Below are 24895 nucleotides of genomic sequence, written 5' to 3' on the forward strand. Positions count from 1 at the left end.
CATGGCTCGGAAGTAGGCCTTCGCGCAGGTTTTGCAACGGGCTCCATCGCTCCGTTCCGTCACTGCGCCATTTTCCATCACGCCATCCATCCTGATCTCCTTTGAAGGAAGGACACGGCAGAACGGAAAACGGATGCAGAAAAAATTTGAAGCGGCTGCATCCAAACAGCATCGGCCGCGTGTCGTGAGATCAGGAGGCACCAGACCGGTGTCGCCACCATTCAATCGGGAGAGTTTTCATGACCAGCATCCGTATCCTCAGCCTCGCTGCCGCCACCGCCCTCACGGCCTTTGGAGCGCAGGCCGCTCAGGTCGTCGGCCTTGCAGGCGACAAGACCCTCGTCATGTTCGATACCGCCACGCCCGATACCGTAAAGTCGATGGAAGTCACCGGCATCGACCGCCTCGTGGGCATCGATTATCGTCCGGGCAACAAGACGATCGTCGGCGTGACGGCTGAAAACGCGATCGTCACCATCGACCCGGCAACCGGTGCGGCCACAGAGCTCGCCAAGATGGACAAGCCGCTGACGATCGGCGACGCACCCGTCATCGTCAACTTCAACCCGGCGGCAGACCGCCTGCGCTACATGACCGGCACGACCAACCATCGGGTGAATGTAGACACGGGAGAGGTCACGGTCGATGGCAGCCTCGTCTTCGAAGAGGGCGACATGCACAAGGGCGAAACCCCGAACATCGTCGCCGCTGCCTACACCAATTCGGTTGGCAAGCCGGAGAAAACGGCGATGTACAACATCGACGCGACGATCGGTGCGCTGATCCAGCAGACCAAGCCGAATGACGGCACGCTGAAGGCGATCGGCAAGCTTGGCATCGAAGGCAGCCCGAAGACCTATGCCTTCGACATCGAAGCGGGCGCAGACGGCAAGAACACGGCCTGGCTGGTCGCCGACAGCACCCTCTACACGGTGAACCTGGAAACGGGTGCGGCGACCAAGGCCGGCGACATTTCGGGCGCACCTGCCGCGATCAAGTCGATCACCGTTATCCCGGCTATGTAAGCCACAAGTCGACGGCCCCGTTGTTCGGCGCGGCGCCCCTATAAGCGATAAGGCCTCCGCGAATTGATCGCGGAAGCCTCTTCGTCAGAGCATTGCCATGTATTTTGGCAGTTCCCTCATGCTGGGCACGACGATGAGCGTGTGCACGTGCCCGCGCTTATAGGCATTGAGGAACTTGTTATAGTCCTCGAATACGACACAGCCCGAACTGTCACCGCGGCGGCGCAGCAGATAGGTGTGGGTCAGGAAGCCGTCGCGATTGTACATCTTCGCATCGCCGACCGGGTTCATGCGGATCGCCTCGACACCATGGAAGCGGGCTTCCCGCATACGCAGGCGATAGACGTTGGGCGGCGTCGGGCCCATGTTTTTGACATGGACGTATTTCGGATTGTCGCGCATGTGGCCGCGACCGGAATGGGCGCGCAGCTTCTCGCCGTTCGGCATATGGACCACAGCATCTTCGATGACATAGACGGCAATCCGGCTGCCCGGTCCCGGCAGGCCATTCTTGCGGTTGAAGATGCCCCCTGCCCCGTCATCCGTGGTGATCGGATTGTCGGGCTTGGCATAGGCCAGCATGTCAAGAAGGGTCTTCTTCTTAGGCTTTTCCTGCGTCTCGGCCGCCACGCGGGCTTCCGGTGGCGGCACGCGCTCAACGCGCGGCTTCGCCTTAGGCTTAGCGCCAGGAACCGGGCCGTCGTCCGGCAGGGCGCCATGATCTTCGGTGGCCGGTTCAGACAAAAGTTCCTGGAAAGGCTCCTGGCGCGGATCGTCTGCGGCCATGGTCTCGGACGCGGCCGGCGTTGCGGCATAGCCGAGCGCGACGGGAGACACGGCGGTCGTGCCTGTTGCGATGGAAGCGGTCACGACAGGATCGACGTCATCCATTCCGCTTCGGCGCTCATGGGCGGCCGTTGCGAGTGCTGCCTGCTGACGACCGGCTTCGGCCTTCAACATGGCATCGCGCAGCACGGCCAAGGCCTGAGAGCCCGTGACACTTTCGACGCGGGCAAGCAGCAGGCGATCGGATTTGTCCACCTCTGCGAGACGCATGGCAGCGGGCAGCATCAGCAATCCGAGATGGTCGGTCGCGGCGATGGCCTCCGCGAACCGGTCGCGCATGTCCTCGATCGCCGCAAAGTCGGTCGAGCGTGCCGGCTCGTTGCTCGGCACCGGCGGCTTGACGAGCGCTATTTCCGGTTTCGGCAGGCTGTGGCCTGCGATCGGGGATACTTCGATGGTGGAGGATGAAAGCCCCTTGAAGACGGCGAGGCTCGCTGTGCCCCAGAAGAGGCAGGCCAGTCCAATGCCCAAGACCGTCGGCAGGCTGGAGCCGCGCTTCTTTCTGCGCGACTTCGTCATTTGAACGGCGACGCCATTGCCGCCGGTGACCTTACGGGTCGAGGACGCCATGATACTTGAACTCGCTTACCAAAACTCTGGGGACCGGCCGCCTAGCAGCAGAAGCCGACCTTACTGAGACAGGGTTGTGGCAAGGCCGTCCTGTCGACTGCCCTAAAGAATGAAGAAGTTTGGTAACCAAGAGGTTTACGCCGGGCGGATTCTGTCACATTCCGAACGCCCGGCGTGAAATAGTTTCAGACGTGACGGGTTAACCCGCCGTCGACCTTCAGGTTCTGGCCGGTGATGTAGGCTGCTCCATCCGAGGCGAGGAAGGCGATCGTGGCGGCGATTTCCAAGCTCGTGCCGTAGCGCTTCATCGGCACGCCATCCCGCCGCTCCTCGGTCGACGGCAGGCTGTCGATCCAACCGGGGAGGACGTTGTTCATCCGAATGTTTTCCGCTGCATAGTTATCGGCGAAGATCTTGGTGAAGGATGCCAACCCGGCGCGGAAGACGGCCGATGTCGGGAACATCGAGGACGGCTCGAAGGCCCAGGCGGTGGAGATGTTGATGATGACGCCGGATTTCTGGGCCTGCATGATCGGTGTCACGAGGCGCGTCGGGCGGATGACATTGAGCAGGTAGACATCCATGCCCTTCACCCACTGCTCATCGGTGATCTCCAGGATCGGCGCACGGGGCCCGTGGCCGGCGCTGTTGACCAGAACGTCGATGCGGCCATAGCGCTCCATGGTGCCGTCAACGAGACGCGCGATGTCCTCCGGAGACTGATTGGAGCCCGTCACACCGAAGCCGCCAAGTTCAGCGGCCAGCGCCTCGCCCTTGCCGGAGGAGGAGAGGATGGCAACCTTGAAACCATCGGCGGTAAGCCGCCGCGCTGCCGCTGCCCCCATGCCGCTTCCCCCTGCCGTGATGATGGCTACCTTCTGAGTGGTCATTCGATATTCTCCCTTGAATGTGCGGGGAAGATCGAAGGTCCTGATGGCGAAGTCCAGTCAGAAATGCTGAAGGCCGGTGCAGCTTGCGCCACACCGACCTTCCGAAAAAGGGTTGTCAACCGTTACCAGCTGCGGACGTCGAGCACGCGGTCCTTGTGGGCCGGATGGGTGGAGAAGACGAAGATGCGATCCAGCTCCTTCTGCGTCAGCAGGCGAAGGAAGCGGATTTCGGCCGTGTTGTTTGCGAAGGTCTTCATCAACACCGCGCCCACCTTGTTAATGCGTGCGTCCGGGATGTCGAGATAGAATTGCTTGGGGAGATTGACCTGGGTGATCAGGCCGATCACCGCGCCGCTCAACGAGATGCGGAGCACATCGCAGCGCCGCGCAGCCATGTGGGTCATTCCGTTTTCTGTGTATTCCAGGCGCCCGGCATTCATCGTATCCTCCATGCGATACCGGTTTTCCCGGTCATACATGAAGGATTCCTCCTTCTTCAGGAAATGAGATCCGCCACTTGCCGTTCTCATCGTTGCTGCCCTCGTCTTTTGTCTGTTGTTATGGACAAAAAGCTAGCAGTGACAACTTAACAGTCGGTGTTGGGAAAGGGGCCATTCCTGCCCAGCAGAAAGCCCTGTTATCAGCAGGGATAACAGGGCCTTAAGCCGATCGTTAAAAAGCGCATCAACGGCGGTAGGTCTGGCCTGCCGCGTCGAACAGGTGGAGCTTGGTCTTGTCGGCGGAGAAGCGCAGTTTCTGGCCCTTCTTCACATCCACGATACCCGGCAGCTTGACGACAACAGGCTCTTCCTCGACCGGACCGTTGACATAAAGCAGCGTGACCTCGCCCAGCGCCTCGACGATTTCGACTTCGCCCTCGAAGAGAGACTCGTCGCCGGTGGCGATCGCCAGGTCTTCAGGACGCACGCCGAAGCTTGCGGTCTTGCCCTGTTCGGAGGCTGCGGTCGTCACATCGACGCTGACCTCCGAGCCGTCCTTCAGCTTGATGCGCGTGGTATCTCCCGTGCCAATGATTGTCACCGGCATGACATTCATGGCGGGGGAGCCGATGAAGCGCGCGACGAAGAGGTTGGCTGGACGCTCGTAGAGCTCAAGCGGCGGGCCCACCTGCTCGATGCGACCGGCCGAGAGAACGACAATGCGGTCCGCCAGCGTCATCGCCTCGACCTGGTCGTGGGTGACGTAGATCATCGTCGTGTCGGCCATTTGCTCGTTGAGCTTGGCGATCTCGATGCGGGTCGCAACACGCAGCGCCGCATCAAGGTTCGACAGCGGCTCGTCGAAGAGGAAGACCTTGGGGTTGCGGCAGATGGCACGGCCGATCGCCACACGCTGGCGCTGACCACCCGACAGCGCCTTTGGCAGGCGGTCGAGATAGGGGCCGAGCTGCAGGATGTTGGCGGCCGAGCGGACACGGCGGTCGATCTCTTCCTTGGTCTCTCCGGCGATGCGCATGCCGAAGGCCATGTTGTCGTAGACCGTCATATGCGGGTAGAGCGCATAGGACTGGAAGACCATGGCGATGCCGCGCTTGGAAGGCGGTACCTCGTTGACGAGCTGGCCGTCGATATACATCTCACCGCTGGTGATGTCCTCAAGACCGGCGATCATGCGCAGAAGCGTGGACTTGCCGCAGCCTGACGGGCCGACGAAGACCACGAACTCGCCTTCCTTGATCTCCAGATCGATGCCGTGCAGAACCTTGACCTGCCCGTATGCCTTGCGGATGTCCTTGAGAACCAGACCCGTCATGCTTTCCTCCCCTGTCAGGCGTGACGCGCGAAATAGGCGCCCCAAGCCGGCAATTCTACCTTGTTATCGTTGACTCCACTGTCGAAACCATGGCCCTCAAGCGCGATCCATTCTCCCGCCGGCAGGGCGATCGCGGTGGCTTCTGCGCTCATGTTGAACACGCAAAGCAGCTTCTCGTTGCCGAAGGCGCGGGTATAGATCAGCTGATCCTCGCCGGCATCGTGGAACGCGATGTCACCCTTGGCGAAGGCCGGATACTGACGACGGAAGGCGAGGAAGCGTCGATAGTGCTCCAGGACCGTTTCCGGCTTGCCGACCTGGGTGTTGACGGCGCGCAGCACATGCTCGACCGGGATCGGCAGCCAGGTCTTCTGGGCTGTGGAGAAGCCGGCCTGAACCGCGTGATCGTCCCAGACCATCGGCGTGCGGCAGCCGTCGCGGCCCTTGAATTCCGGCCAGAACTGGATGCCATAAGGATCCTGCAGATCTTCAAAGGCGATGTCGGCCTCGGTTAGACCCAGTTCTTCGCCCTGATAGATGCAGACAGAACCGCGCTGGGTGAGCAGCAGGGCCGAGCTGATCTTGGCATAGGCGTCGCGATCCAGAACATTGGCGCCCCAACGGGACACGTGGCGCACGACGTCGTGGTTGGAGAAGGCCCAGCAGGCCCAGCCTTCGGGAGCCGCATTTGCGAAGGCGTTCTGCGTGTTGCGGACGACGGCCGGTGTCAGCGGTTCCGGCGCCAGGAATTCGAAGGCGTAGCACATCTGCATCTTGTCGTTGCCGGAGGTGTACTCGCCGACGATCTCCAGACCACGCTGGCTGTCGCCAACTTCACCGACGGCGGCAATTGCCGGATACTCTTCGAGCAGCGCGCGGAAGCGTTTCAGGAAGGCGATGTTTTCCGGGCGGTTCTTGTCGTAGATGTGTTCCTGGAAATTGTACGGGTTGACGGCGGGTGCCGTCGACGCATTGCGGCGCTCGGGGGCGAGCGGCGGATTGTCCCTGAGTTCCTTGTCGTGGAAATAGAAGTTGATGGTGTCGAGGCGGAAGCCATCGACGCCGCGGTCGAGCCAGAAGCGCGTGGCGGCTAGTAGCGCATCCTGAACCTCGGGATTGTGCAGGTTCATGTCCGGCTGCGAGGTCAGGAAGTTGTGCATGTAATACTGCATGCGGGTCGGGTCCCACTGCCAGGCGGAACCACCGAAGATCGACAGCCAGTTGTTCGGCGGCGTGCCATCCGGCTTGGAGTCCGCCCAGACATACCAGTCGGCCTTGGGGTTGACGCGGCTCGAACGGCTTTCGACAAACCAGGGATGCTGGTCCGACGAATGCGACATGACGAGATCGATCATGACGCGGATACCGAGGCGGTGGGCTTCGGCGATCAGACCGTCGAAATCAGCAAGCGAACCGAACATCGGATCGACGTCGACATAGTTCGAGACGTCGTAGCCGAAATCCTTCATCGGCGAAGTGAAGAAGGGCGAGATCCAGATAGCATCGGCGCCGAGTTCGGCTATATGCGCCAGGCGGGCGGTGATGCCCTTGAGGTCACCGATGCCGTCGCCGTTCGAATCCTGATAGGAGCGTGGGTAGATCTGGTAGATCACCGCGCCGCGCCACCAATCCTTGTCGGCGACCAGCGTCGATTGCGTCGTGGAACTCATTCTTGATCCTCATGCATGTCAGTGTGTCGAAAAGCCCCGCTCAACCACCCTTCACCGAGCCCGCCAGCAGACCCCGGACGAGGTAGCGCTGGAGACCGAAGAAGACGAGGAGCGGAACGATGATGGTGATGAAGGCAGATGCCGTCAGGATTTCCCAGTTGCCGCCGCGCGAACCCAGCAGGTTGACCAGGCGACCGGTCAGGACCAGTTCGTCATTTCCGGTACCGAGGAAGACCATAGCCACGAGCAGGTCGTTCCAGGTCCAGAGGAACTGGAAGATCGCGAAGGAGGCAAGCGCCGGATAGGACAGCGGCAAAACGATCTTGATGAAGATCTCGAAATCGGAGGCGCCATCGACGCGGGCCGATTCCATGATCTCGCGTGGCAGACCGGCGATGTAGTTGCGCAGCAGATAGATGGCGAGTGGCAGGCCGAAGCCCATATGGGCGAGCCAGATGCCGACATAGCCCTTGGCCGGGACACCGAAGAAGGCGCCGACGTCGTTGTACATCTTCAGAAGCGGGATCAGCGACATCTGCAGCGGCACGACGAGCAGGCCGACGATCACTGCGATCAGGATCGAGCGACCCGGGAACTTCATCCAGGCGAGCGCATAGGCCGCGAAGGCTGCGACCAGGATCGGGATGATCGTCGACGGGATCGCAACCGTCAGCGAGTTGATGAAGGACTGGCCGATCCCTTCGGCCGTCAGAACCGTCTGGTAGTTCTCAAGCGTGAAGCGCGGCGGCGTCTCCGCGGTGAAGAAGATACGCTGGCCGCGCGATCCCTCGAAGGCTGTCGGCGATTCCAGGCGGAAGTCGCCGTTTTCCTGGACGGTCAGTTTCTGGCCGTCACGGATATCTGCGGTCGCGCCCGCCTCGAAAGCCGAGGGCTGCTGGCTGGTCGCACCGAAGGCCGAGACGGCACCAGGTCCACCTTCAAAGACATTGCCCTTGATGACGTAGACGCCGTTTTCCTGGACCTGCGTTTCAGGTCCGGGGGCACGGTAAATCTCGTTGCGTGTGGAGGACGACAGTGCCGTCCACCAGCCGGAAGCGACGATCTGATCCTTGTCACGCAGGGACGAGATCAGGAGGCCTGCGGTCGGCAGCGTCCAGGCGGCGACCAGAACGAGGACGGTGAGGTTGACGACGATCGTCAGCGGAGAAAGCTTGCGCGTCATGTCAGCGTCCTTCCATTTCCCGGCGGGCATTGCGGATGTTCCAGATCATGATCGGGATGACCATAACCATGATGACGACGGCAATCGCCGCACCACGGCCAAAGTCACCGCCGCCGCGGAACATCCAGTCGAACATCAGGTTCGCGAGAACCTGGCTCTGCCACTGGCCGTTGGTCATCGCCAGAACGATGTCGAAGACCTTGAGGACGAGGATGGTGATGGTGGTCCAGACCACCGCAATGGTGTTCCAGATCTGCGGCACCTTGATCTTGATGAAGATCTGCCACGGATTGGCGCCATCGATAACGGCAGCCTCGATGGTCTCTTCCGGAATGCCGCGCAGGGCCGCCGACAGCAGGACCATGGCGAAACCGGTCTGGATCCAGATGAGGATCACCATCAGGAAGAAGTTGTTCCAGAAAGGCAGCGCAATCCAGATCTGCGGATCGCCGCCGAAATAGACGACGATCGCATTGAGGATACCGATCTGCTCGGAGCCGGCGTCGCGGTAGTCGTAGACGAACTTCCAGATGACCGATGCGCCGACGAAAGAGATCGCCATCGGCATGAAGATCAGCGACTTGGCAATGTTGCCCCACCAGATGCGGTCGGTGAGCGCTGCAATGATCAGGCCGAAGAAGGTGGAGGCCGCAGGCACCACGATCAGCCAGAGCATGTTGTTGAAGATCGACTGGCGGAATTCCGCGTCATTGACCATCCAGCGATAATTCGCGAGGCCGACGTAGTTTTCGCCGCTGCGGTCCATCACGGAATAGAGGACCGAGGAAAACAAGGGGTAGATCAGGTAGATTGTCAGCGATACCAGAGCAGGCCCGAGAAAAAGCCAGGGGCGGATCAGGGCCGCACGTCTCAGGTTTCTCGATGCTTTCCCCGTATCGGCGATGCGGGACGGAAAAATCAGGTCCAGCAGATAATTCGAGCCGAAAAAGTATCCGATCGCTGCCGCAACGCCGACGATGATCGTCAGCAAGGCAAAGAGTAACTGTTCCAAAGACGTCCCCTCCCTGTCGATTGCTCCGGATCACAAACAAGCGCCGGATGCATTTTTCTTCTTCATCGACGTCCGGGCCGCATCCTGTCGAATGCGGCCCGGCATGCGTTTCGGGAGTGCTTACTTCAAGCCGTCCCAAGCCTTCTGGATATCGGCTGCGACGTCGGCTGCAGCCTTGCCACCCGAATAGTCAACCATACCCGTCCAGAATGCGCCAGCGCCGATCTTGCCCGGCATCAGGTCGGAACCGTCGAAGCGGAAGGTGGTCGCGTTCGTCAGGATCTCGCCCTGCTTGCGCAGCGCGTCGTTGGCATAGGTTTCCGGCTTTGCGGACTTGAACGGCGTCAGGAAGCCCGACTGTGCCATCCAGACTTCATGCGCGATCGGGGTCTTCAGCCACTCGATGAAGGCGCGAGCGGCAGGCGTATCCTTGGTGATCGAGACAAGGGTGCCGGCGCCGAGAACCGGGGTGCCGAGGTTCTTCTCGGCATAGGCCGGGAAGTAGAAGAAGTCTGCATCCACGCCAAGTTCAGTGCCTTCCGGGAAGAAGGACGGGATGAACGATGCCTGGCGGTGCATGAAGCACTTCGGCGGCGAGGAGAACAGGCCCTTCGGGCTGTCGCGGAAGTCGGTCGAGGCCACGGCCTTGGAGCCGCCATCGACGAACTTGTCGTTGCGGGCAAACCAGCCGAATTCTTCGATTGCGCCGACAACGGCGGGATCGTTGAACTTGATCTCGTTGGCGACCCACTTGTCGTAGACGTCAGGCGACTGCGTGCGCAGCATCATGTCTTCGACCCAGTCGGTGGCCGGCCAGCCGGTTGCACCACCAGAGCCGAGACCGATGCACCACGGCGTACCACCGTCGGCAACAATCTTCTCGGTCAGAGCCTTCAGCTCTTCCATGGTCTTCGGCACTTCGTAGCCTGCGTCCTCGAAGTTTTCCGGCGAATACCAGACGAGCGACTTCAGGTCGGCCTTGTAGGGGAAGGCGAAGAACTGTTCAGCGCCAGCCTTGTCCTTGTAGGTGCCGAGGCTGACCCAGCTGTCGCCAGCGGCGTAGTTGGCCTTCATCCAGTCGGCCGATTCAGTGCCGAGCGGAACGAGGAAGCCCTTGGAAGCGAGGTCGGCGAGCAGACCAGGCTGCGGCAGAACCGCGATATCCGGCGGACTGCCCGCCTGGGTGTCGATGACGATCTGCTGTTCGTAGTTTTCCGAGGACGAGTAGCTGACGTCGACGCCGGTCGCGTTTTCGAAGTAGGCGAGCATGGATTCGACCAGAACCTGGTCGTCACCGCGCCAGGGGCCGAAGATCTTCAGGGTCTGACCCTTGAGGTCGCCGTGAGCCTTCTTGAACTCCTCAAATGTCGACCAGCTGAACTTGGCATCCGCACCCGGAGCGAACTTCAATTCCTGCGCGCCGACCGAGCCGGCCACGAGCGCGGCAGCGGCCACGGTCATCAAAAACATTTTCTTCATGTGATTTACCTCCCATCACATCGGACGGCCAATCGTCCCAGGTCAGCGCGTTTTCCTCAAAGCGCTTTGGCCCCTATTTCATCACATTGGGCTCCATCCCGAGTCAAGGCCTTTTCATGGTGTTGCTGCAATTCATCGCAAAGCGCCGCCAGATCTCGTGCAAATGCATCTTCGATAGTCAGATTCCACTTGCCGCAAGGCTCGGCTCTGCGTCATATTCGAAGCGCTTTGGCCGTTGGCGGGGGAGGCCTTCAGCCAGGTGAGGAGAGGAAGTCCGCAGTGAACCTGAAAGAATTGTCTCAGATGCTCGGTCTGTCGCAGACGACGATCAGCCGGGCGCTCAACGGATATCCGGAGGTCAACGAGGAAACCCGGCAGCGGGTCATGAAGGCCGCGAAGGAAACCGGCTATCGTCCGAACCGCGCCGCCCAGAGGCTTGCGACCGGCAAGGCCGGCTCGATCGGCCTGATCATGCCGATTTCCCCCGATCACAGCTCGGACATGCACTTTGCCGAATTCCAGAGCGGGCTCGCCGAGGCATCGATTGTCCACGACTTCCATTTCGTCATCATGCCGTCCAAGGCCGAGGACGAGGAACAGGCTATCCGCTGGCTCGTCGCAAGTGGCAGTGTCGACGGCTATTACCTTGCATATGTCCGCGAGAAGGATCCGCGCATTGCGATGGCCAAGTCGCTGTCGCTGCCCTTCATCGTGCATGGCCGATCTTTCGGGCTCGATCTCGACTATCCGTTTCTCGACGTGGACAACGAGGGCGCCTTCTTCGATGCGACACGCTTCCTGCTGCAGCTTGGCCACAAGCGCATCGCGCTCCTGAATGGCCAGGCGGATCTCGACTTTGCCCATCGCCGTCGGCTCGGAACCGAAAGGGCGTTGGCAGAAAAGGGCTTGCTGCTGGACCCGCGCCACACGCGGCACAGCTTTATGGGCGACGAGCAAGGCTATCGCGGCATGAAGGAGATCCTCTCCGGACCCGACCGGCCGACCGCCGTGCTCTGCGCCAGTACGGTGCTTGCACTCGGTGCCGTCAGAGCCATGAACGAACTCGGCCTGAAGCTCGGTGTCGATGTCTCGCTGATTGCCCATGACGATGAGCTGCCGCTTCTGAAGCCAGAGAACTTCTCCACGCCGCTCACGACGACGCGCTCGTCACTGCGGGCGGCCGGAAAACGGATCGGTGACCGGTTGATCGCGATGATCAACCAGACGGAACCGGCGCCGCCGGAGCAGGAATTGTGGAAGGTGGAGCTCGTGGTCAGGGCGTCTACCGGGCCGGCGCCCGCCTGACCCGGCTACCCGTTATTCAGCCAATCAGAAGCGTGGAGCTGCCATACCCGCCCGGCGATGGGCGGCGATCACCGTATTGGCCATCAGCATGGCGATCGTCATCGGACCGACGCCGCCCGGAACCGGGGAAATGGCCCTGGCAACCGGCTTGCACTCGGCGAAGGCGACATCGCCCACCAGCTTGAACTTGCCCTCGCCCTTTTCGGGTGCTGCCACACGGTTGATGCCGACATCGATGACGGTGGCACCCGGCTTCAGCCAGTCAGCCTTCACCATTTCCGCACGACCGACGGCGGCAACGAGGATATCCGCCTGACGGGCAAGCTCCGGCAGGTCCCGGCTGCGCGAATGGCCGATGGTGACGGTGGCATTGGCGTTGAGCAGGAGCTGCGCCATGGGCTTGCCGAAGAGATTGGAACGGCCGATGACCAGCGCGTTGAGGCCCGAGAGGTCGTTGCCGTGGATCTGGCGGACCAGGATCATGGCACCGGCCGGCGTGCAGGAGAGAAGACCGGTCTTCAGATCACCGGTCGCCAGCTTGCCGGCATTGACGATGTGCAGACCGTCCACGTCCTTTTCCGGAAGGATAGACTGGATGACCGGCTCGCTGTCGAGATGTTTGGGAAGCGGGAGCTGGACGAGAATGCCGTCGACATCAGGGTCGGCATTCAGCGACGCGACCAGGGCCATAAGCTCTTCCTGCGATGTCTGTTCGGGCAGCGTGTGCTGGATCGACTTGAAACCGCACTGCTTGGCCATACGGCTTTTTGCGCCGACATAGGCGTGGCTTGCCGGGTCATTGCCAACGATGACGACCGCGAGACCTGGCTTGCGATGGCCGGAGCTTTCCAGCGTCGTTGCTGCTGAGGTTACCGCTTCGATCACCGAAGCGGCGGCTGCCTTTCCATCGATTACCGTGGTCACTGTGCTCAATCCCCGTCTTCAACTCGCAACAAGCTAGCGCCAACACGAAGGCGCCATTTGCCTGTCGCCGTCCTATGCTGTCAAATTGCGGCATATTGCAAGGCAGGATTTTGCTGCCCGGCCTCAAACGGCGGGCGTGGTCGGGTGACGCAGCCGGTGGCAAAGCACATGGGTCAGGAAGACGGGAATCCCGAGAACGTAGCGCCGCCAGAGACGGGACGGTTCCAACCACAAACGGAACAGCCATTCCAACCGCAGTTGACGCACCCAGTATGGCGCGCGCCGGATACGACCGGAGACGAAATCGAGCAGAGCACCGACACTGATCACCACGCGGGCATGATCCGCCGTCAGGTGCTTGTCCACCCATTTTTCCTGCAGCGGCGTTCCCATCGCGACCAGGAGAAGATCGATACGTGCGGCCTCTATGCGCTTGAGTATAAAGCTGGGATCAGCCCGGTCGAAATACCCATCGGAAATTTCGACGAACTCGTGCCAGGGCGTGTGCTTACGAAAGTTGGCCGCAGCATCGCGAAGCACGTCCGAAGAGGCTCCGAGCAGGCCTATGCGCAGGGGCTGGGTGATGAAGTTTAAGGCGGCGGGCACAAAGTCCGTGCCGTTCAGATTGGCCGTGAACCGGCCGCCATGCAGGAATTTTGCGGCAATATCGACACCTATACCGTCTGGCAGGACCAGGCACCTTGTCAGGACTTCACGATAGTCGGGATCGCGCATCATGACATTGGCATTGTTGGCATTGAGAAATGCGATATGCGTGAGGCCCTGCTTCGAAACAAGTTTCTCCTCCAGCAGGTGGAGGGCGGGCTTCCAACCCATGTCATGCACCGGCATATCGAGGATTGTCAGCACAGGAACTGTGCTTCGGACTACCTCGTTCCCAACGTGCTCGGGGACGCTGAATGCTGAAGAATGCGATGCTGGCATGGGGCAGGTCCCGAGGATCGATGTCGGGGAACCTATCAGTCACAGCTAAAGTTGCGGTTAAGCCCAGCCTGACAATTCGAGCTTTTTTAGCAGGGCTTTGTTTAGAATATCAGTGATGGCCGCATCAATGGCCGGACGAGGCTGGCTTCTCTTCGACCTGTTCGCCTTCGACCACGGTCGTCATCTCGAGCGGCTCCGAGCCGCCGTCGGCGGCCTTTCGCGCCGCCTCCTTGGAAACGTAGTCGAGCTGCTCGATCAGGACCTGGGCAACCATGCCTTCACCCAGTCTAGCATTCATCTCTGTCTTGATCTTCTCGCGAAAACCGTTGACGTCAAAGGCGGAGACATTGGCAATGTCGACCATCTTGTTGCCGACCAGTAGCGTGAACAGCTGATCGGTCATCAGTTCGGTTGTGGGCAGTGTCTGCCCCTTCACCTTTTCCTTGTCCATCATGAACGATATTCGGGTGAGGAAATAGCCGGTCACGTCACCGCCGCCGATCACTGGAATGGTGATCGGTTCGCCACGGATCAGCTCAAGTGCGGCCTGCTGGTTTTCTTCCTCGCTCGGACCGGCAGGGGCTGTCGCAAGGTAGATCGAACCGTAAACGGTCCCCAGCGTGACAATGCAGACCCAAAGGCCGATTCCGAGTATCTTGCCCATCAGAACTCGCTGAACTGGAACTGTTCCTGGGAATAGGTTCCGTCACCATCGGCGTCACGGACTGCGTTCTTCAGAAGGTCGGCAACGGCGCGAACGGCGGCGAGATGCGCTTCGACACGGCGGGCGTTGAGCGCGAGCTTTTCCTTGAGAACGTGAAGCTGCTCGACATAGTTGACGGCGAATTCGCGCGGATCCGTGTCGCGAAAGAGCATCGTCAATTCGTAGAGGCAACGGCTCTTGTGCGCGTTGGAGACCTTGAAATCGAATTCCGGATCCTTGCCAATCCGCTCGTTCTCATTGTCGATGATCCGCTCGAGACGGCTCAGCACCGTTTTCACACGATATTCGCTCGAAACAACTTCCATGAAATTCTGCCCTGCCGTTAGAAAATGAATCAGTTCTGGCTGTCGGTATCAGCGCTCGCACCCAGCGTGCGGCGCTCAAGATCAGTTACCCAGCTCATGGCGAGGCCGCGATCAGTCTCGTCTGTGGCAGCACTCACGCTTTCTTCGTTCCGTACGCGCTTCAGCGCTTCGTCATACATTTGTTGCGCGATGCCCACGCCACCGGACTCAGCGATGGTCGTGCCAAGTTGCTCGGCCATCATGCTCTTCCACATCTCGCCGGCATTGCCCTTACCGTAGACTTCCTCGCTTTCGTCCGGCAGCATGCTCTGGACGAAGTTGGTCAGATAGACGGCTTCGAAATCGCGGTAGACTTTCGGCGGCTTGCCGACCTCTTCTGCCCTCTCCGCAGTCGCCTCAATCCGCGCGGCATTGGCCGTCCGATTGAGAATATCGACGGTGGCGCTGAAACCGGCGCCCTTTTCGGCGAGGCTCGTCGCCATGAAGTTGGCGCGGTTGGTCTTCAGCTGTTCCTGCGCTGCCGCGACTTGCGCCGGATCAGCGGCGCGGATCACGTCCAGTACCAGATCGCTCGGAGGAGAAATGGCCACGGTGACATCCTCGATTTCGGTTCGAGGCGACTATCACTCGTGAAGCTTGCTGGAGGCTGGTGTGGCAAACTTGATGTCGATCAGGTCATAAATGGCGTCATCATCGCGCTCACGCTCCTCGTGATCGCGTGCGTCCTTCATGTTCTCTTCCAGACGGTCGCCCTTGGCGCGCTCACGCATCAGCTTCATCTCCTGGACCTGCTGGAGACCGTGCAGCTGTTTGTCGGTATTGGAGAGCCTGTCGAAACGGTCGGCATAGTTCTGAGCGAACAGCCGATGCAGCGGATCGAGCGATCCGATGGCATCCATCACTGTTTCCATGGATCGGGCATTTTCTTCGATGCGCTGGGCAGTGATGCCCAGGTCGCTTTCGGCCATGCGCTCCATATGGCGCTGCACGGCGACCAGGCGTTTCAGCTTGTCGGATTTCTTCTGCGGTCCCAAGGTGCCCTCATCAGAAATTGAAGATCATCGGAAAATACTGAGCGAACTGCATGACCATAGCAGCGATGGTGAAATACATCAGCAGCAAGCCACCGAGCAGCAGATATGGCGTCGAGATGTAGAACACGGGAACCTGTGGCGCGAGCTTGTTCACCAGACCGACGGCAACGTTGAACATCAATCCGAAGATCAGGAACGGGCTTGCAAGACGCAGCATCAGCAGAAACGTCTGCGACAGGGTATCCGTCAGGGTGATCAGCATTTTCTGGCTGTCCGGCATGCCGCCCAACGGCATAACAGCATAGGAATCGACCAAGGCTCTGAAGACGACATGATGGAAATCCATCATGAACAGGACCAGCAGACCACCGAAGGAGATCAGGTTCGTCATCTGGTTCTCAGGCGTGTCTTCGAGAATATCCGAGGCTCCGGGCGTGTTCAGACCGATGGCCATGGAGATTGCCGAACCAGCAAACTGGAGGCCGAGCACGAAGAACCGGGGCACCAGGCCATACATCATGCCGATCAGCAGTTCACCGACGATGACACCGATCAGAGATGCCCCTCCCCCCTGAACACGCGGATAGATCGTATCGAACAGGACAGGCGTCATGGCCATCGAGATGGCAAAGGCAAGGAAGAACCGCACCGTCATGGAGATGCGGGCCGAGGAGAAGCCCGGCAGGGTCATGATGCAGGCGCCGATGCGACAGAAGATCGCAAACAGCACCAGCACAGTCCCCTGCGGGTCAGCAATCATGAGATGGAGCCCAAAATCTTGATCTCGATGCCCTTGGCCAGTTCCACATGGGAGAGAACCGGCAGGGTGGCAAAGAGTCGTTCGATGATCATGCGCACATAGGACCGCGTTTCCGGCGATGTGACAAGAACGAAGGGCAGTCCGCGGTCCATGAATTCACGGATAACCTGGCTCGCCTGTTCGGAAAACTCTTCCAGGCTGCGCGGGTCGATGTCGAATTCGACGATTTCGCCCTTGGCGTCGCGCTTGAGCGCCTGGTGGAAGACGAGGTCCCACTTGGAACCGAGGCGCAGGACACGAAGGACACCATTGTCGGTAAGGTCGCCGCAGAGCTGCTGGGCCATGCGCACCCGGACGTGTTCGACGATCTGCTCGGTCTTGCGGACATGCGGCGCGAGTTCGGCGACTGCTTCCAGAATGAGATGCAGGTTTCGGATCGAGACGCGTTCGGCAAGCAGAAGCTTCAGGACGGCCTGCAGACCGGAATAGGACATGTGCGAGGAGCAGATTTCGTCCGCGAGCTTCTTGTACTCAGGGTCGAGGCGATCGATCAGCACCTTGACGTCCTTGTAGGACAGGAGTTGCGGCAGATTGTTGCGAATGACTTCCGAGACATGGGTCAGGACGACCGAGACGTTGTCGATCGGGTGGAAGCCTTCGCGCTTCAGTTCTTCGGTGAAGGTTTCGAGAACCGAGACCGCCGGCATGCCGAAAGCGGGTTCGCGGATATCGTCGCCGGGCACGTTCGGCTTGCGGCCGGAACCGGTGACGACGAGGACCTCTCCGACGCGCAGGTTGTTGGAGGCAACCGTCGTGCCGTGAATACGGATCTGGTAGGCCTTTTCCGGAATGGCGATGTCGTCGGTCACCTTAATTTCCGGAACCACGAAGCCGTACTGGCTGGCAAACTTCTTGCGCATCTTGCCGACGCGGAAGGCTAGCTCCTGGTGCGCCCCGAGAAGACGGGTGGAGACGAGCTTGCCGAGAGCGAGTTCGATTTCCGACGTCTTCAGGACAGACTTGACCGAATCCTTCTCGGCTTCCTTGCTCTGAATGACCTTCTTTTCTTCCTGCTCGCGCTTCAGCTGGTTTTCAGCTTCGAGCTGGCGGGGGATGAACCAGGCGCCGAAGGCCATGAGGCCACCAAGAGCGACGAAGGGGATGAAGGGCAAACCGGGCACGAGTGCCAGCGCGCCCATCAAACCGGCCGATACGAACAGCGCGCGAGGATAGCCGCTCAGCTGATCGACTACGGCCTTGTCCGTCGAGCCCGGGGTGCCGCCGCGCGAGACGAGGAGGCCGGCGGCCAGCGAAACGATCAGGGCCGGAACCTGAGAGACGATACCGTCACCGACCGAGAGCTTGACGAAGACGTCGGCGGCTTCGCCGAGTTCCATGTCGTGGCGGAAATAACCGATGATGATGCCGCCGAAGATGTTGATCGCGGTGATGATCAGACCGGCGATCGCGTCACCGCGGACGAACTTGGAGGCACCGTCCATGGCACCGAAGAACGAGCTTTCCTGCTCGAGTTCACGGCGCCTGTGCTGTGCTTCCTTTTCGTCGATGATGCCTGCCGAGAGGTCCGCATCGATCGACATCTGCTTGCCGGGGATCGCATCGAGGGTGAAGCGGGCGCCGACTTCCGCGATACGGGTGGCACCCTTGGTGATGACGATGAAGTTGACGGTGATCAGGATCAAGAAGACGATCAGACCGATGACGAAGTCGCCGCCCATCACAAGGTTTGAGAAACCCGCGATAACACCACCAGCGGCATTATGGCCTTCGTGACCATGGGAGAGAATGACGCGCGTCGTGGCAATATTCAGCGCCAGACGGATCATCGTCGAGATCAGCAGGATCGTCGGGAAGGACGAGAAATCGAGTGGCCGCTGGATCCAGAGCGCAACCATCAGAATCAAGACGGAGAGCGCAATCGAAAAGGCGAGACCGATATCGATCAGGAAAGGCGGAATCGGCAGAAACAGGATGCACAGGATCATTACGATCCCGAACGCAAATCCAATGTCGCGTCCGCTTGGGGCTACCTTCGGAATTACGATTGCAGGTGGTTGCGCCATGTCCGTTCCATCTCTTCATGAGAAGTCATCCGGAAAACCATGCTTCCGGCAGTCTGCCCATGAGAAATAGACGGTGAAGCTTGCGCGAGGATGGCAGTACGACGGTCGCTAGAAGCCGGACTCTATTCGCGAAAAGACGAGATTGGTGAAGAGGTTGATCTGTGCGCCGACAAATGGGGCGGAAATGCCGATTGTGATCATGATCGCGAGGATCTTCGGCACGAAAGTCAGTGTCATTTCCTGGACCTGGGTCAGCGCCTGGATCAAGGCGATGACGACACCGATGATCATGCCGGCTGCAACGGCGGGGCCGGAGGCAATGATGATTGTCCAGATCGCGGCTTGGAGAATATCGAGAGCATCGGCCTCATTCATGAGACGGTATCCTTTCGGAGCGGCGAATCATGCCTTCCACTCCGAAAGGCGTATCACGTCAGGAGCCGGTCGTCGTCCCGGTTGTTGGCTTTGTACCAACGCGAACACCAACGGTGATCGGGACTTCCTTGCCGTCCGTGGTCGTTGCGACCATAGTATCGCTGTAGACGCGAACGGAAGCCACGATGCCCGTGGTCTTTTCATCGGCGCTGGTGATCGTCTTGCCGATGTAGGATGACGCATTGGTCAGGGCATTGCCGGTGATCAGTGTTTCCAGGTTCGAGTTGGTCTGGATCGTCTGTTCAACCTGCGAGAAGGTCGCGAGCTGAGAGATCTGCTCGGTCGCATCCATCGGATTGGTCGGATCCTGGTTCTTCATCTGGGCGATGAGAAGCTTCAGGAAGCTATCGTAATCCAGCGATGCCTTCGCGGCGGCTTTGCTCGCGGTGCTGCTTGCCGAAGATGAGGAAGCGGCGTTTGCGGCGGCCGCAGCATTGGTCGCTGACGTCGTTGCCGCAGTTGCGTCTACCGCCATGGTGCGATCTCCTTGCGGATCTGCTCGATCGTCGCCGGCGCCATCTCCTGATTGTTCAGGATGCGGTCCTCGATCGGGTACAGCTGACGAATGGCCTTGAGAGCATCGAAGGCGCGGCCCGACGAAACCATGCCGTCGATGCGCTTCAGCTCGGCGAGGATTTCCTCGTTCTCGAAGCACGACAGAAGCATGATGACCGACTTGCGGAACATCGCAAGCGACTGATCCTTGCCTTCCGGGTTGATCAGCATCATCTGCGCGATGAAATAGAGCTGACGCAGGGGGGTGGTCGCCTGTTCCGGCTGCAGAACATGGTTCTCAAGCAGAAAGGTGACATCGTTCAGGAACTCGAGGGCAACCTTGCGGTCGACGCGCAGAACCGCTCCATTGATAAAAATACGTTCACCCGACTTGAGCGAAATGCGCAAAGTGCTCTTCATTTAAGTCCATCCCTGATGATGGTTGTCACGTCAATAATGCCCTGGAAGTTTTCGGATTCCCGTTTTCGAATCCGCTCACACTCTTTCAAGATCCAGATGGCGATGGAGATCAGATTGGCGCGGACTTCGTCGCCCAACTGGTTTTCGGGATTTTGTAGATCCTCAATGAGACGGATCCACACCCGGCGGGTATAGAACAGCGCCTCGATCGCCTCTCGGGAATATCCCTGCTTGTCCCGGGCCGCGCTCAGAAGCTGGATGCAACGGTCAAGGGCCTGACGTTCGCGATCCTTGGCGTCAGCAACGCCATCCTCCATGATTTCGGCATATGAGAACTGGTACATTCAGCTGCCCTTCAGGTTCATTTCACCCTTTGCTCATCAAAGGTAGTTTACAAGTGTCAACGCCTGGATCTTCGCAGTTAGCGTGTAGGATGCTTCCACCATGGAAAGCAGAGAGTTAACGCGAGTGGAGGCTTCGTACGCATCTACTTCAATCTTCGCCGACAGACTCGTTTCGATTATATCCACCTGAACCTTGAGCGAGGCATCCGCCTTCTCAACGCGGTTCTGGGAAAGACCGAGTTCCGACCGGACTGCGTTCACGCCAGAGATGGCGCGACCGGTGTAGTCGATGGCCTTGTTGATCGCGGCCGTCACGGCATTGGCAGGCGCACCGATCGTCATCAGTTCCTTGGTGACGATGGATGCGAGAGCGAAGTAGCGGAAGCCGTTTTCGTTGGCGGAAGCGGATGTCTGCACGGTTTCGGACTGGCTGATCCGGCTGGTCATTGCCCGATCAGTGGCGCTGGACCAGGTGGTGGTCCAGTCTGCGCCGGTGTACATGGGCTCCAGCACCGTGGTGATGAAGTCATCCATGCTGGGCACGCCGGTCGCGGCAATCGTCGCGGTGTTCGTCGTATCGGTCGGTGGAAAGCCGAAATAGCCGGTGAAGGCGGCATCAAATGCAAGCTTGGCTGGCGACGTGTCGGTGTATTCCGTGAGCGGCTTTACATCCGTATTGATGCCGGCGAAGAGAAACTCACCATTGGCCGTCTGGTTGGCCATGCTGGTCATGGTCGAGAGCGAGTTGGCGACCGTCATGACGGTCGTATTGATCGTGTCGCTATTCGACGAGCCGGAGATCGTGATCAGCGCGTTGTTCATATCCTCGGCTGCTTTGGCGATCTGATTGAGGGCCTCCTGAGAGGCCGACAGACGCTGTGTCGCAATCGAATTGTTGCTGATCATCGAGTTCAGCCGCAAGCTTTCCCGATTGAGATCGACGACCGTCGATGTCTTGCTGCCGAGCTCGGCGCCAACATCCGCATAAAAGCCAGTGCTGACTTCCTGCTGCGACTTCAGGAGCTCATTCTGCGCCTGACGGATCGTCAGTCGCATCGATGTCTGGGTCGAAAGATTAGAAACGCTTGACGTCGACATCAGGTTTTACCCCGCCATCTCGAGAACGGCCCTCAGCATCTCATCGACCGTTGAGACGAGCTTGGCTGCAGCCTTGTAGGACTGCTCTACATCGAGCAGCAGCGAGAGTTCTTCGTCGAGGCTGACCGCCGTCTTGGAAGAGTAAGTCTGGAAGGTCCGCTCAAAGAGCGCCTGCTTGTTTTCGTTGGCCGTCGTCGCGTTCGAGCGCAATTCCTCAAGCCAGCCGATCGAGTTGCTCGCAAATGCCAGAACGCTGGCATCCGTCTTCAGATCCGCGTCAGCGGAGAAGCTGCGATTGGCTGCGAGTTCATCGACATAGCTGTTGATCAGGTCGGTAAAGCCGGACGAACTGTCGGTGTTCTGCACATAGGCCGCACCATTGATGCCGCCGTCGCGGATGAGCATCGGGTCACCGCCAGCATCCGAACGAACCGCCGGGTTGACGCGGATCAGCGCGGCAAGTCCTGGTTCGACTGTTGCGGTGGTCGGGATCGTGCCGGTCGGCCATGTGAACAAGCCCGGCAGTTCGCCGCCGCCACCGGTGTCAAGCTCCTGGAAGGCTTCGATCAGGCCGCGAGCGATTTCATCGAGCTGTGTCTGGAAGGTTGGTGCAATGACATCACGGATCTGCACCAGCGAGGCAAGCGAACCCTGGCCGTCGGTGTTACCGCCGACGCCTGCCCGCACGGGCGTTCCATCGATGTAAATGGGATTGCCGCTGACCGTCGAGTCATAGGTGTAGGTGCGCACGAAGCTGACTTCGCGAGGATCCGTTTCGAACAGCGTGGTGCCATCATAGGTGTAGAGCACCATGTCGCTGTTGTCGCGCATGTTGACCGACACACCGACGATCTTGGAGATTTCTTTCAGCAGCGTATCACGACGGTCGAGATAATCATCGGCACTGCCGCCGGTCGCAGTCTGCCGAACGATTGTGTCATTGACCGTCTTGAATTCGGCGAGCAGCTTATTCAGCGACTGGACCTGCTCGAAGATCTGAGCATCGGTATCCGCACGCAGTTCCTGGGTCGTCTTTGTAGTGTTGTTCAGCGAATTGACGACGTCGATCGCATCGGTCACGACCGTCGAGGCAAGCGCATATTCACCCGGCGCGGCAGCGAAAGCCTGCAGGCTGCTCTGCAGGTTCGCGAGATAGGCAGAGGGTGACAATTCCTTGTCATTGCCGCCAAGTGCGTTCGAAAGCGTGGTCAATCCTTCCAGCAGCGTCGATTGGGCGCTTTGCTGCGCCGTCGAAGATGCCATCTGTCGCAGCAGAGCCATCTGCTGCGACCGCTCGTTCTGCACCGTCGATGCACCGTAAACCGTCTGCACGACCACCGCGTCACGGCGAACGTAGTTCTCGTTGCCGGTGTTGGCGATATTCGTCGAGATTACGGACGTCTGCTGCGACGTATTCCGGAATATCGAGTTTGCCGTGTTGAGTGACGATGCAAGCGACATAGGACTAACCTACTCTTTCGATTATCTCTTCAGGTTGACCAGGACTTCCATCAGTTCGGAGCCGGTCTGAAACACCTTGGAGTTTGCAGTGTAGTTGCGCTGGGATTCGATCATCGCGGTGAGCTCTTCGGCGACATCCACGTTGGAGTCTTCGAGAGCGCCGGACAGGATCGTGCCGAAGCCGCTGGAGCCGGCATAGCCGAGAATGACGACACCGGAATCGTTCGACTGGGTGTACATGTTGCCGGCCACGGGGTTGAGGTTGTCCGGGCTCTGGACGCTGGCAAGTGCCACACGGAACTTCGGCACCAGATCGCCATTTTCGTAGGCGATGGAGACGATGCCCTTGTCGTCGATTTCGTAACCCTTGACCTTCGAGGCCGCGTTACCGTCAACCTCACCTTCTTCGACCGAGAAGTCCGATGCCAACTGCGTGGTGTTGCCGATATTGAGCGTGATGCCGACGCCGCCGGTAAAGTCACCGACCTCTGCCCCACCTACCTGATAGGGATCGATGATGATTTCCGGCGGATCAGGGTCGATCAGATTACCGTCGACATCGAATTCCAGCACCGTGGGTGCAACAACCTGGGTGCCACCATCAGCTTCTTCCGCCGAAACCGTCCAGAAGTTGTCGGCCGTCTTTTCGTAGGTGAACGTGATGAGACGGCTCGTTCCCTGACTATCATAGACCTTCAAGGAAGTGGTCTTGATATCAGCTGCAACACCGACTTGGGCTGCGTTCGGCAAGTTCACATTCAGTGTGCCGGTCATCGAGCGAACGGCGGAAATGCCGGATCCCGACAGGTCGACCGGTTCCAAGCCGTCGAAGCCGTTCACGACGATGGTTGGATCAGCGGTCGAGTCATATTCATAACCCTGCAGCGTGTAGCCAGCCGTGTTCTTGAGCGTTCCGTCGTCCTGGAGGACGAACGAGCCTGCGCGGGTCAGATAGGGGGTTCCGTCATCGCCCTTGACGATGAAGAAGCCATCGCCGTTGATCGCGAGGTCGGTCTCAGAGGTTGTGTAGCTGAAGGTACCCTGGGTGGAAATCGAGTAACGGATGTCGGTCTCGACGCCGCCTGAATTGTAGGCGCCGTTCGTTGTCGGCAAAATCATGGATGAAAACTGCACCGAGGCCTTCTTGTAGCCGACGGTGGTGGAATTGGCGATGTTGTCCGCGACGGTGCTCAGCCGGTTCGACTGCGCATTCATGCCGGAGACACCCGTTCGCATGGTTCCGTAAAGGCTCATGTCAAAATCCTCGTTTGGTAGTCAATTCGGAGAGTATGAGGTGGGCCTTGCGTGAAGCTGTCTGGCTTGCTGGCCTTGGTGTTTTTTCATCTCAGGACGAGGAAAAAACGACGGCCGCACAACGGCGGCCGTGGGAATTCAAATCAGCTCCAGTCGATGCAGTAGCCGAGGAAGCGTTTGGAATCGACCGGGTCGAAACCGAGCTTCTTGCGAAGCTTTTTGCGAAGCTTCGAGATGTGGCTTTCGACGACGTTTTCTTCGACTTCCTCGTCGAAGATGCCGTAGATCGCGTTGAAGATCTGGGTCTTCGAGACGCGCCGGCCGCGGTTGGCGACCAAGTATTCGAGGATGCGGCGCTCGCGGCGCGGCAAGGGGAAGACGTCACCGGCGATCTCAGGGTCGCGGCCGTCGGAGAAGACCTTGATCGGGCCAATCTCGGTGAAGTTGGTAATGGCCCGCAGACGCCGGCGGATCGCCGCAGCGCGTGCCAGGATCTCACGAGGATGCACAGGCTTGCGAACCACGTCATCGACGCCGCAATCGAAAAGTGCTAGTGTTGCTTCCAGGGATGGTTGATCGCTGACCGCGATCACCGGGGCTTGGGTCCTGTCACGAATTGCCCGTGGCAATTCCAGGGTCGATTCACCCTGGCCGAGGAGAAATGCCTCGACTGCCGCAATGTCGGAATCGGCCGCTGTGTTGACCCATTCCCCGAACTCTCTCGGGTCAAACCCCGTCGAGGGAATTCCCTCTCGACCAAAGAGAGATGTGTATCCGTCCTTAACGAGCTCGCGCTCATCAACCACTACGATCATTCGTCCGCCTCCGAATCAGTGTGGTGTTTCGATGCACAATGCGT

Annotated in this window: 26 protein-coding genes; 2 read left to right on the forward strand and 24 right to left on the reverse strand. The window is 59.5% G+C overall.

All coding sequences use genetic code 11. The features are described from left to right. Nucleotides 1–239: 239 nt before the first annotated feature. Complete coding sequence (locus AC1PUL_RS14525; RefSeq protein WP_480464862.1) at nucleotides 240–1025, forward strand: DUF4394 domain-containing protein; 786 nt, start codon at nucleotides 240–242, stop codon at nucleotides 1023–1025. Between the two features lie 84 nt (nucleotides 1026–1109). Here AC1PUL_RS14525 and AC1PUL_RS14530 read toward each other — a convergent pair whose 3' ends face one another. The 8 genes from AC1PUL_RS14530 to AC1PUL_RS14565 form a co-directional block, all read right to left on the reverse strand. Beyond that, on the reverse strand, nucleotides 1110–2441 hold the full coding sequence (locus tag AC1PUL_RS14530) for a DUF2778 domain-containing protein (RefSeq protein WP_480464863.1): 1332 nt from the start codon (nucleotides 2439–2441) through the stop codon (nucleotides 1110–1112). 185 nt (nucleotides 2442–2626) lie between these two features. Continuing rightward, entirely contained in the window at nucleotides 2627–3331 is a 705-nt protein-coding gene (locus tag AC1PUL_RS14535) for an SDR family oxidoreductase (RefSeq protein WP_480464864.1), read from the reverse strand. Between the two features lie 122 nt (nucleotides 3332–3453). Then, nucleotides 3454–3861 (reverse strand): hypothetical protein, encoded by a 408-nt coding sequence (locus tag AC1PUL_RS14540; protein WP_113459857.1) that lies wholly within the window; start codon nucleotides 3859–3861, stop codon nucleotides 3454–3456. 154 nt (nucleotides 3862–4015) lie between these two features. Further along, nucleotides 4016–5104, reverse strand: a complete 1089-nt coding sequence (locus AC1PUL_RS14545; protein WP_480464865.1) for an ABC transporter ATP-binding protein — start codon at nucleotides 5102–5104, stop codon at nucleotides 4016–4018. 14 nt (nucleotides 5105–5118) lie between these two features. Beyond that, nucleotides 5119–6774, reverse strand: coding sequence for a beta-galactosidase BglA (gene bglA, locus AC1PUL_RS14550; RefSeq protein WP_480464866.1), 1656 nt, complete (start codon nucleotides 6772–6774; stop codon nucleotides 5119–5121). A 40-nt stretch (nucleotides 6775–6814) separates the two neighbouring features. Further along, entirely contained in the window at nucleotides 6815–7957 is a 1143-nt protein-coding gene (locus AC1PUL_RS14555; protein WP_480464867.1) for a carbohydrate ABC transporter permease, read from the reverse strand. Nucleotide 7958: 1 nt separating this feature from the next. After that, a complete protein-coding gene (locus AC1PUL_RS14560; RefSeq protein WP_480464868.1) occupies nucleotides 7959–8969 on the reverse strand; it encodes a carbohydrate ABC transporter permease in 1011 nt (336 codons plus the stop codon). 120 nt (nucleotides 8970–9089) lie between these two features. After that, the gene (locus AC1PUL_RS14565; protein ID WP_298466323.1) at nucleotides 9090–10448 is read right to left on the reverse strand and encodes an ABC transporter substrate-binding protein; all 1359 of its coding nucleotides are present in this window, start codon (nucleotides 10446–10448) and stop codon (nucleotides 9090–9092) included. 279 nt (nucleotides 10449–10727) lie between these two features. On the opposite strand from AC1PUL_RS14565, the gene AC1PUL_RS14570 reads away from it, so the two are divergent. Then, complete coding sequence (locus AC1PUL_RS14570) at nucleotides 10728–11753, forward strand: LacI family DNA-binding transcriptional regulator (RefSeq protein ID WP_480464869.1); 1026 nt, start codon at nucleotides 10728–10730, stop codon at nucleotides 11751–11753. A 24-nt stretch (nucleotides 11754–11777) separates the two neighbouring features. Here the strand turns inward: AC1PUL_RS14570 and folD are convergent, their stop codons facing one another. The 16 genes from folD to rem form a co-directional block, all read right to left on the reverse strand. Beyond that, a complete protein-coding gene (folD, locus tag AC1PUL_RS14575; protein ID WP_480468588.1) occupies nucleotides 11778–12677 on the reverse strand; it encodes a bifunctional methylenetetrahydrofolate dehydrogenase/methenyltetrahydrofolate cyclohydrolase FolD in 900 nt (299 codons plus the stop codon). Between the two features lie 123 nt (nucleotides 12678–12800). Beyond that, nucleotides 12801–13514, reverse strand: a complete 714-nt coding sequence (locus tag AC1PUL_RS14580) for a WecB/TagA/CpsF family glycosyltransferase (protein ID WP_480464870.1) — start codon at nucleotides 13512–13514, stop codon at nucleotides 12801–12803. Nucleotides 13515–13746: 232 nt separating this feature from the next. Next, nucleotides 13747–14286: a flagellar basal body-associated FliL family protein gene (locus AC1PUL_RS14585; protein WP_480464871.1), complete on the reverse strand. Its 540-nt coding sequence runs from the start codon at nucleotides 14284–14286 to the stop codon at nucleotides 13747–13749. Next, a complete protein-coding gene (locus AC1PUL_RS14590; protein WP_298466333.1) occupies nucleotides 14286–14651 on the reverse strand; it encodes a hypothetical protein in 366 nt (121 codons plus the stop codon). The genes AC1PUL_RS14585 and AC1PUL_RS14590 overlap by 1 nt, the downstream gene beginning before the upstream one ends. A 29-nt stretch (nucleotides 14652–14680) precedes the next feature. Further along, entirely contained in the window at nucleotides 14681–15241 is a 561-nt protein-coding gene (locus AC1PUL_RS14595) for a rod-binding protein (RefSeq protein WP_480464872.1), read from the reverse strand. 33 nt (nucleotides 15242–15274) lie between these two features. Continuing rightward, entirely contained in the window at nucleotides 15275–15628 is a 354-nt protein-coding gene (locus AC1PUL_RS14600; RefSeq protein WP_480468589.1) for a hypothetical protein, read from the reverse strand. A 67-nt stretch (nucleotides 15629–15695) separates the two neighbouring features. Beyond that, nucleotides 15696–16445, reverse strand: a complete 750-nt coding sequence (gene fliR / locus AC1PUL_RS14605) for a flagellar biosynthetic protein FliR (protein WP_480464873.1) — start codon at nucleotides 16443–16445, stop codon at nucleotides 15696–15698. Further along, the gene (gene flhA, locus AC1PUL_RS14610; RefSeq protein WP_480464874.1) at nucleotides 16442–18529 is read right to left on the reverse strand and encodes a flagellar biosynthesis protein FlhA; all 2088 of its coding nucleotides are present in this window, start codon (nucleotides 18527–18529) and stop codon (nucleotides 16442–16444) included. The genes fliR and flhA overlap by 4 nt, the downstream gene beginning before the upstream one ends. Before the next feature lie 108 nt (nucleotides 18530–18637). Then, nucleotides 18638–18904, reverse strand: coding sequence for a flagellar biosynthetic protein FliQ (locus AC1PUL_RS14615; protein ID WP_480464876.1), 267 nt, complete (start codon nucleotides 18902–18904; stop codon nucleotides 18638–18640). 58 nt (nucleotides 18905–18962) lie between these two features. Next, nucleotides 18963–19439 (reverse strand): flagellar hook assembly protein FlgD, encoded by a 477-nt coding sequence (gene flgD, locus AC1PUL_RS14620; RefSeq protein WP_480464877.1) that lies wholly within the window; start codon nucleotides 19437–19439, stop codon nucleotides 18963–18965. Next, entirely contained in the window at nucleotides 19430–19879 is a 450-nt protein-coding gene (gene flbT, locus AC1PUL_RS14625) for a flagellar biosynthesis repressor FlbT (RefSeq protein WP_006726382.1), read from the reverse strand. Before flbT ends, flgD begins: the two co-directional genes overlap by 10 nt. Further along, complete coding sequence (gene flaF, locus AC1PUL_RS14630; RefSeq protein WP_480464878.1) at nucleotides 19876–20223, reverse strand: flagellar biosynthesis regulator FlaF; 348 nt, start codon at nucleotides 20221–20223, stop codon at nucleotides 19876–19878. Before flaF ends, flbT begins: the two co-directional genes overlap by 4 nt. A gap of 36 nt (nucleotides 20224–20259) precedes the next feature. Then, nucleotides 20260–21321, reverse strand: a complete 1062-nt coding sequence (locus AC1PUL_RS14635) for a flagellar hook-associated family protein (protein ID WP_480464879.1) — start codon at nucleotides 21319–21321, stop codon at nucleotides 20260–20262. A gap of 6 nt (nucleotides 21322–21327) precedes the next feature. Further along, the gene (flgK, locus tag AC1PUL_RS14640) at nucleotides 21328–22782 is read right to left on the reverse strand and encodes a flagellar hook-associated protein FlgK (RefSeq protein ID WP_480464880.1); all 1455 of its coding nucleotides are present in this window, start codon (nucleotides 22780–22782) and stop codon (nucleotides 21328–21330) included. Between the two features lie 21 nt (nucleotides 22783–22803). Next, nucleotides 22804–24036, reverse strand: coding sequence for a flagellar hook protein FlgE (locus tag AC1PUL_RS14645; protein ID WP_480464881.1), 1233 nt, complete (start codon nucleotides 24034–24036; stop codon nucleotides 22804–22806). Nucleotides 24037–24179: 143 nt separating this feature from the next. Further along, a complete protein-coding gene (gene rem / locus AC1PUL_RS14650) occupies nucleotides 24180–24851 on the reverse strand; it encodes a transcriptional activator Rem (RefSeq protein WP_480464882.1) in 672 nt (223 codons plus the stop codon). Nucleotides 24852–24895 lie beyond the last annotated feature (44 nt).

This window comes from Rhizobium sp. P43, from assembly GCF_056730705.1.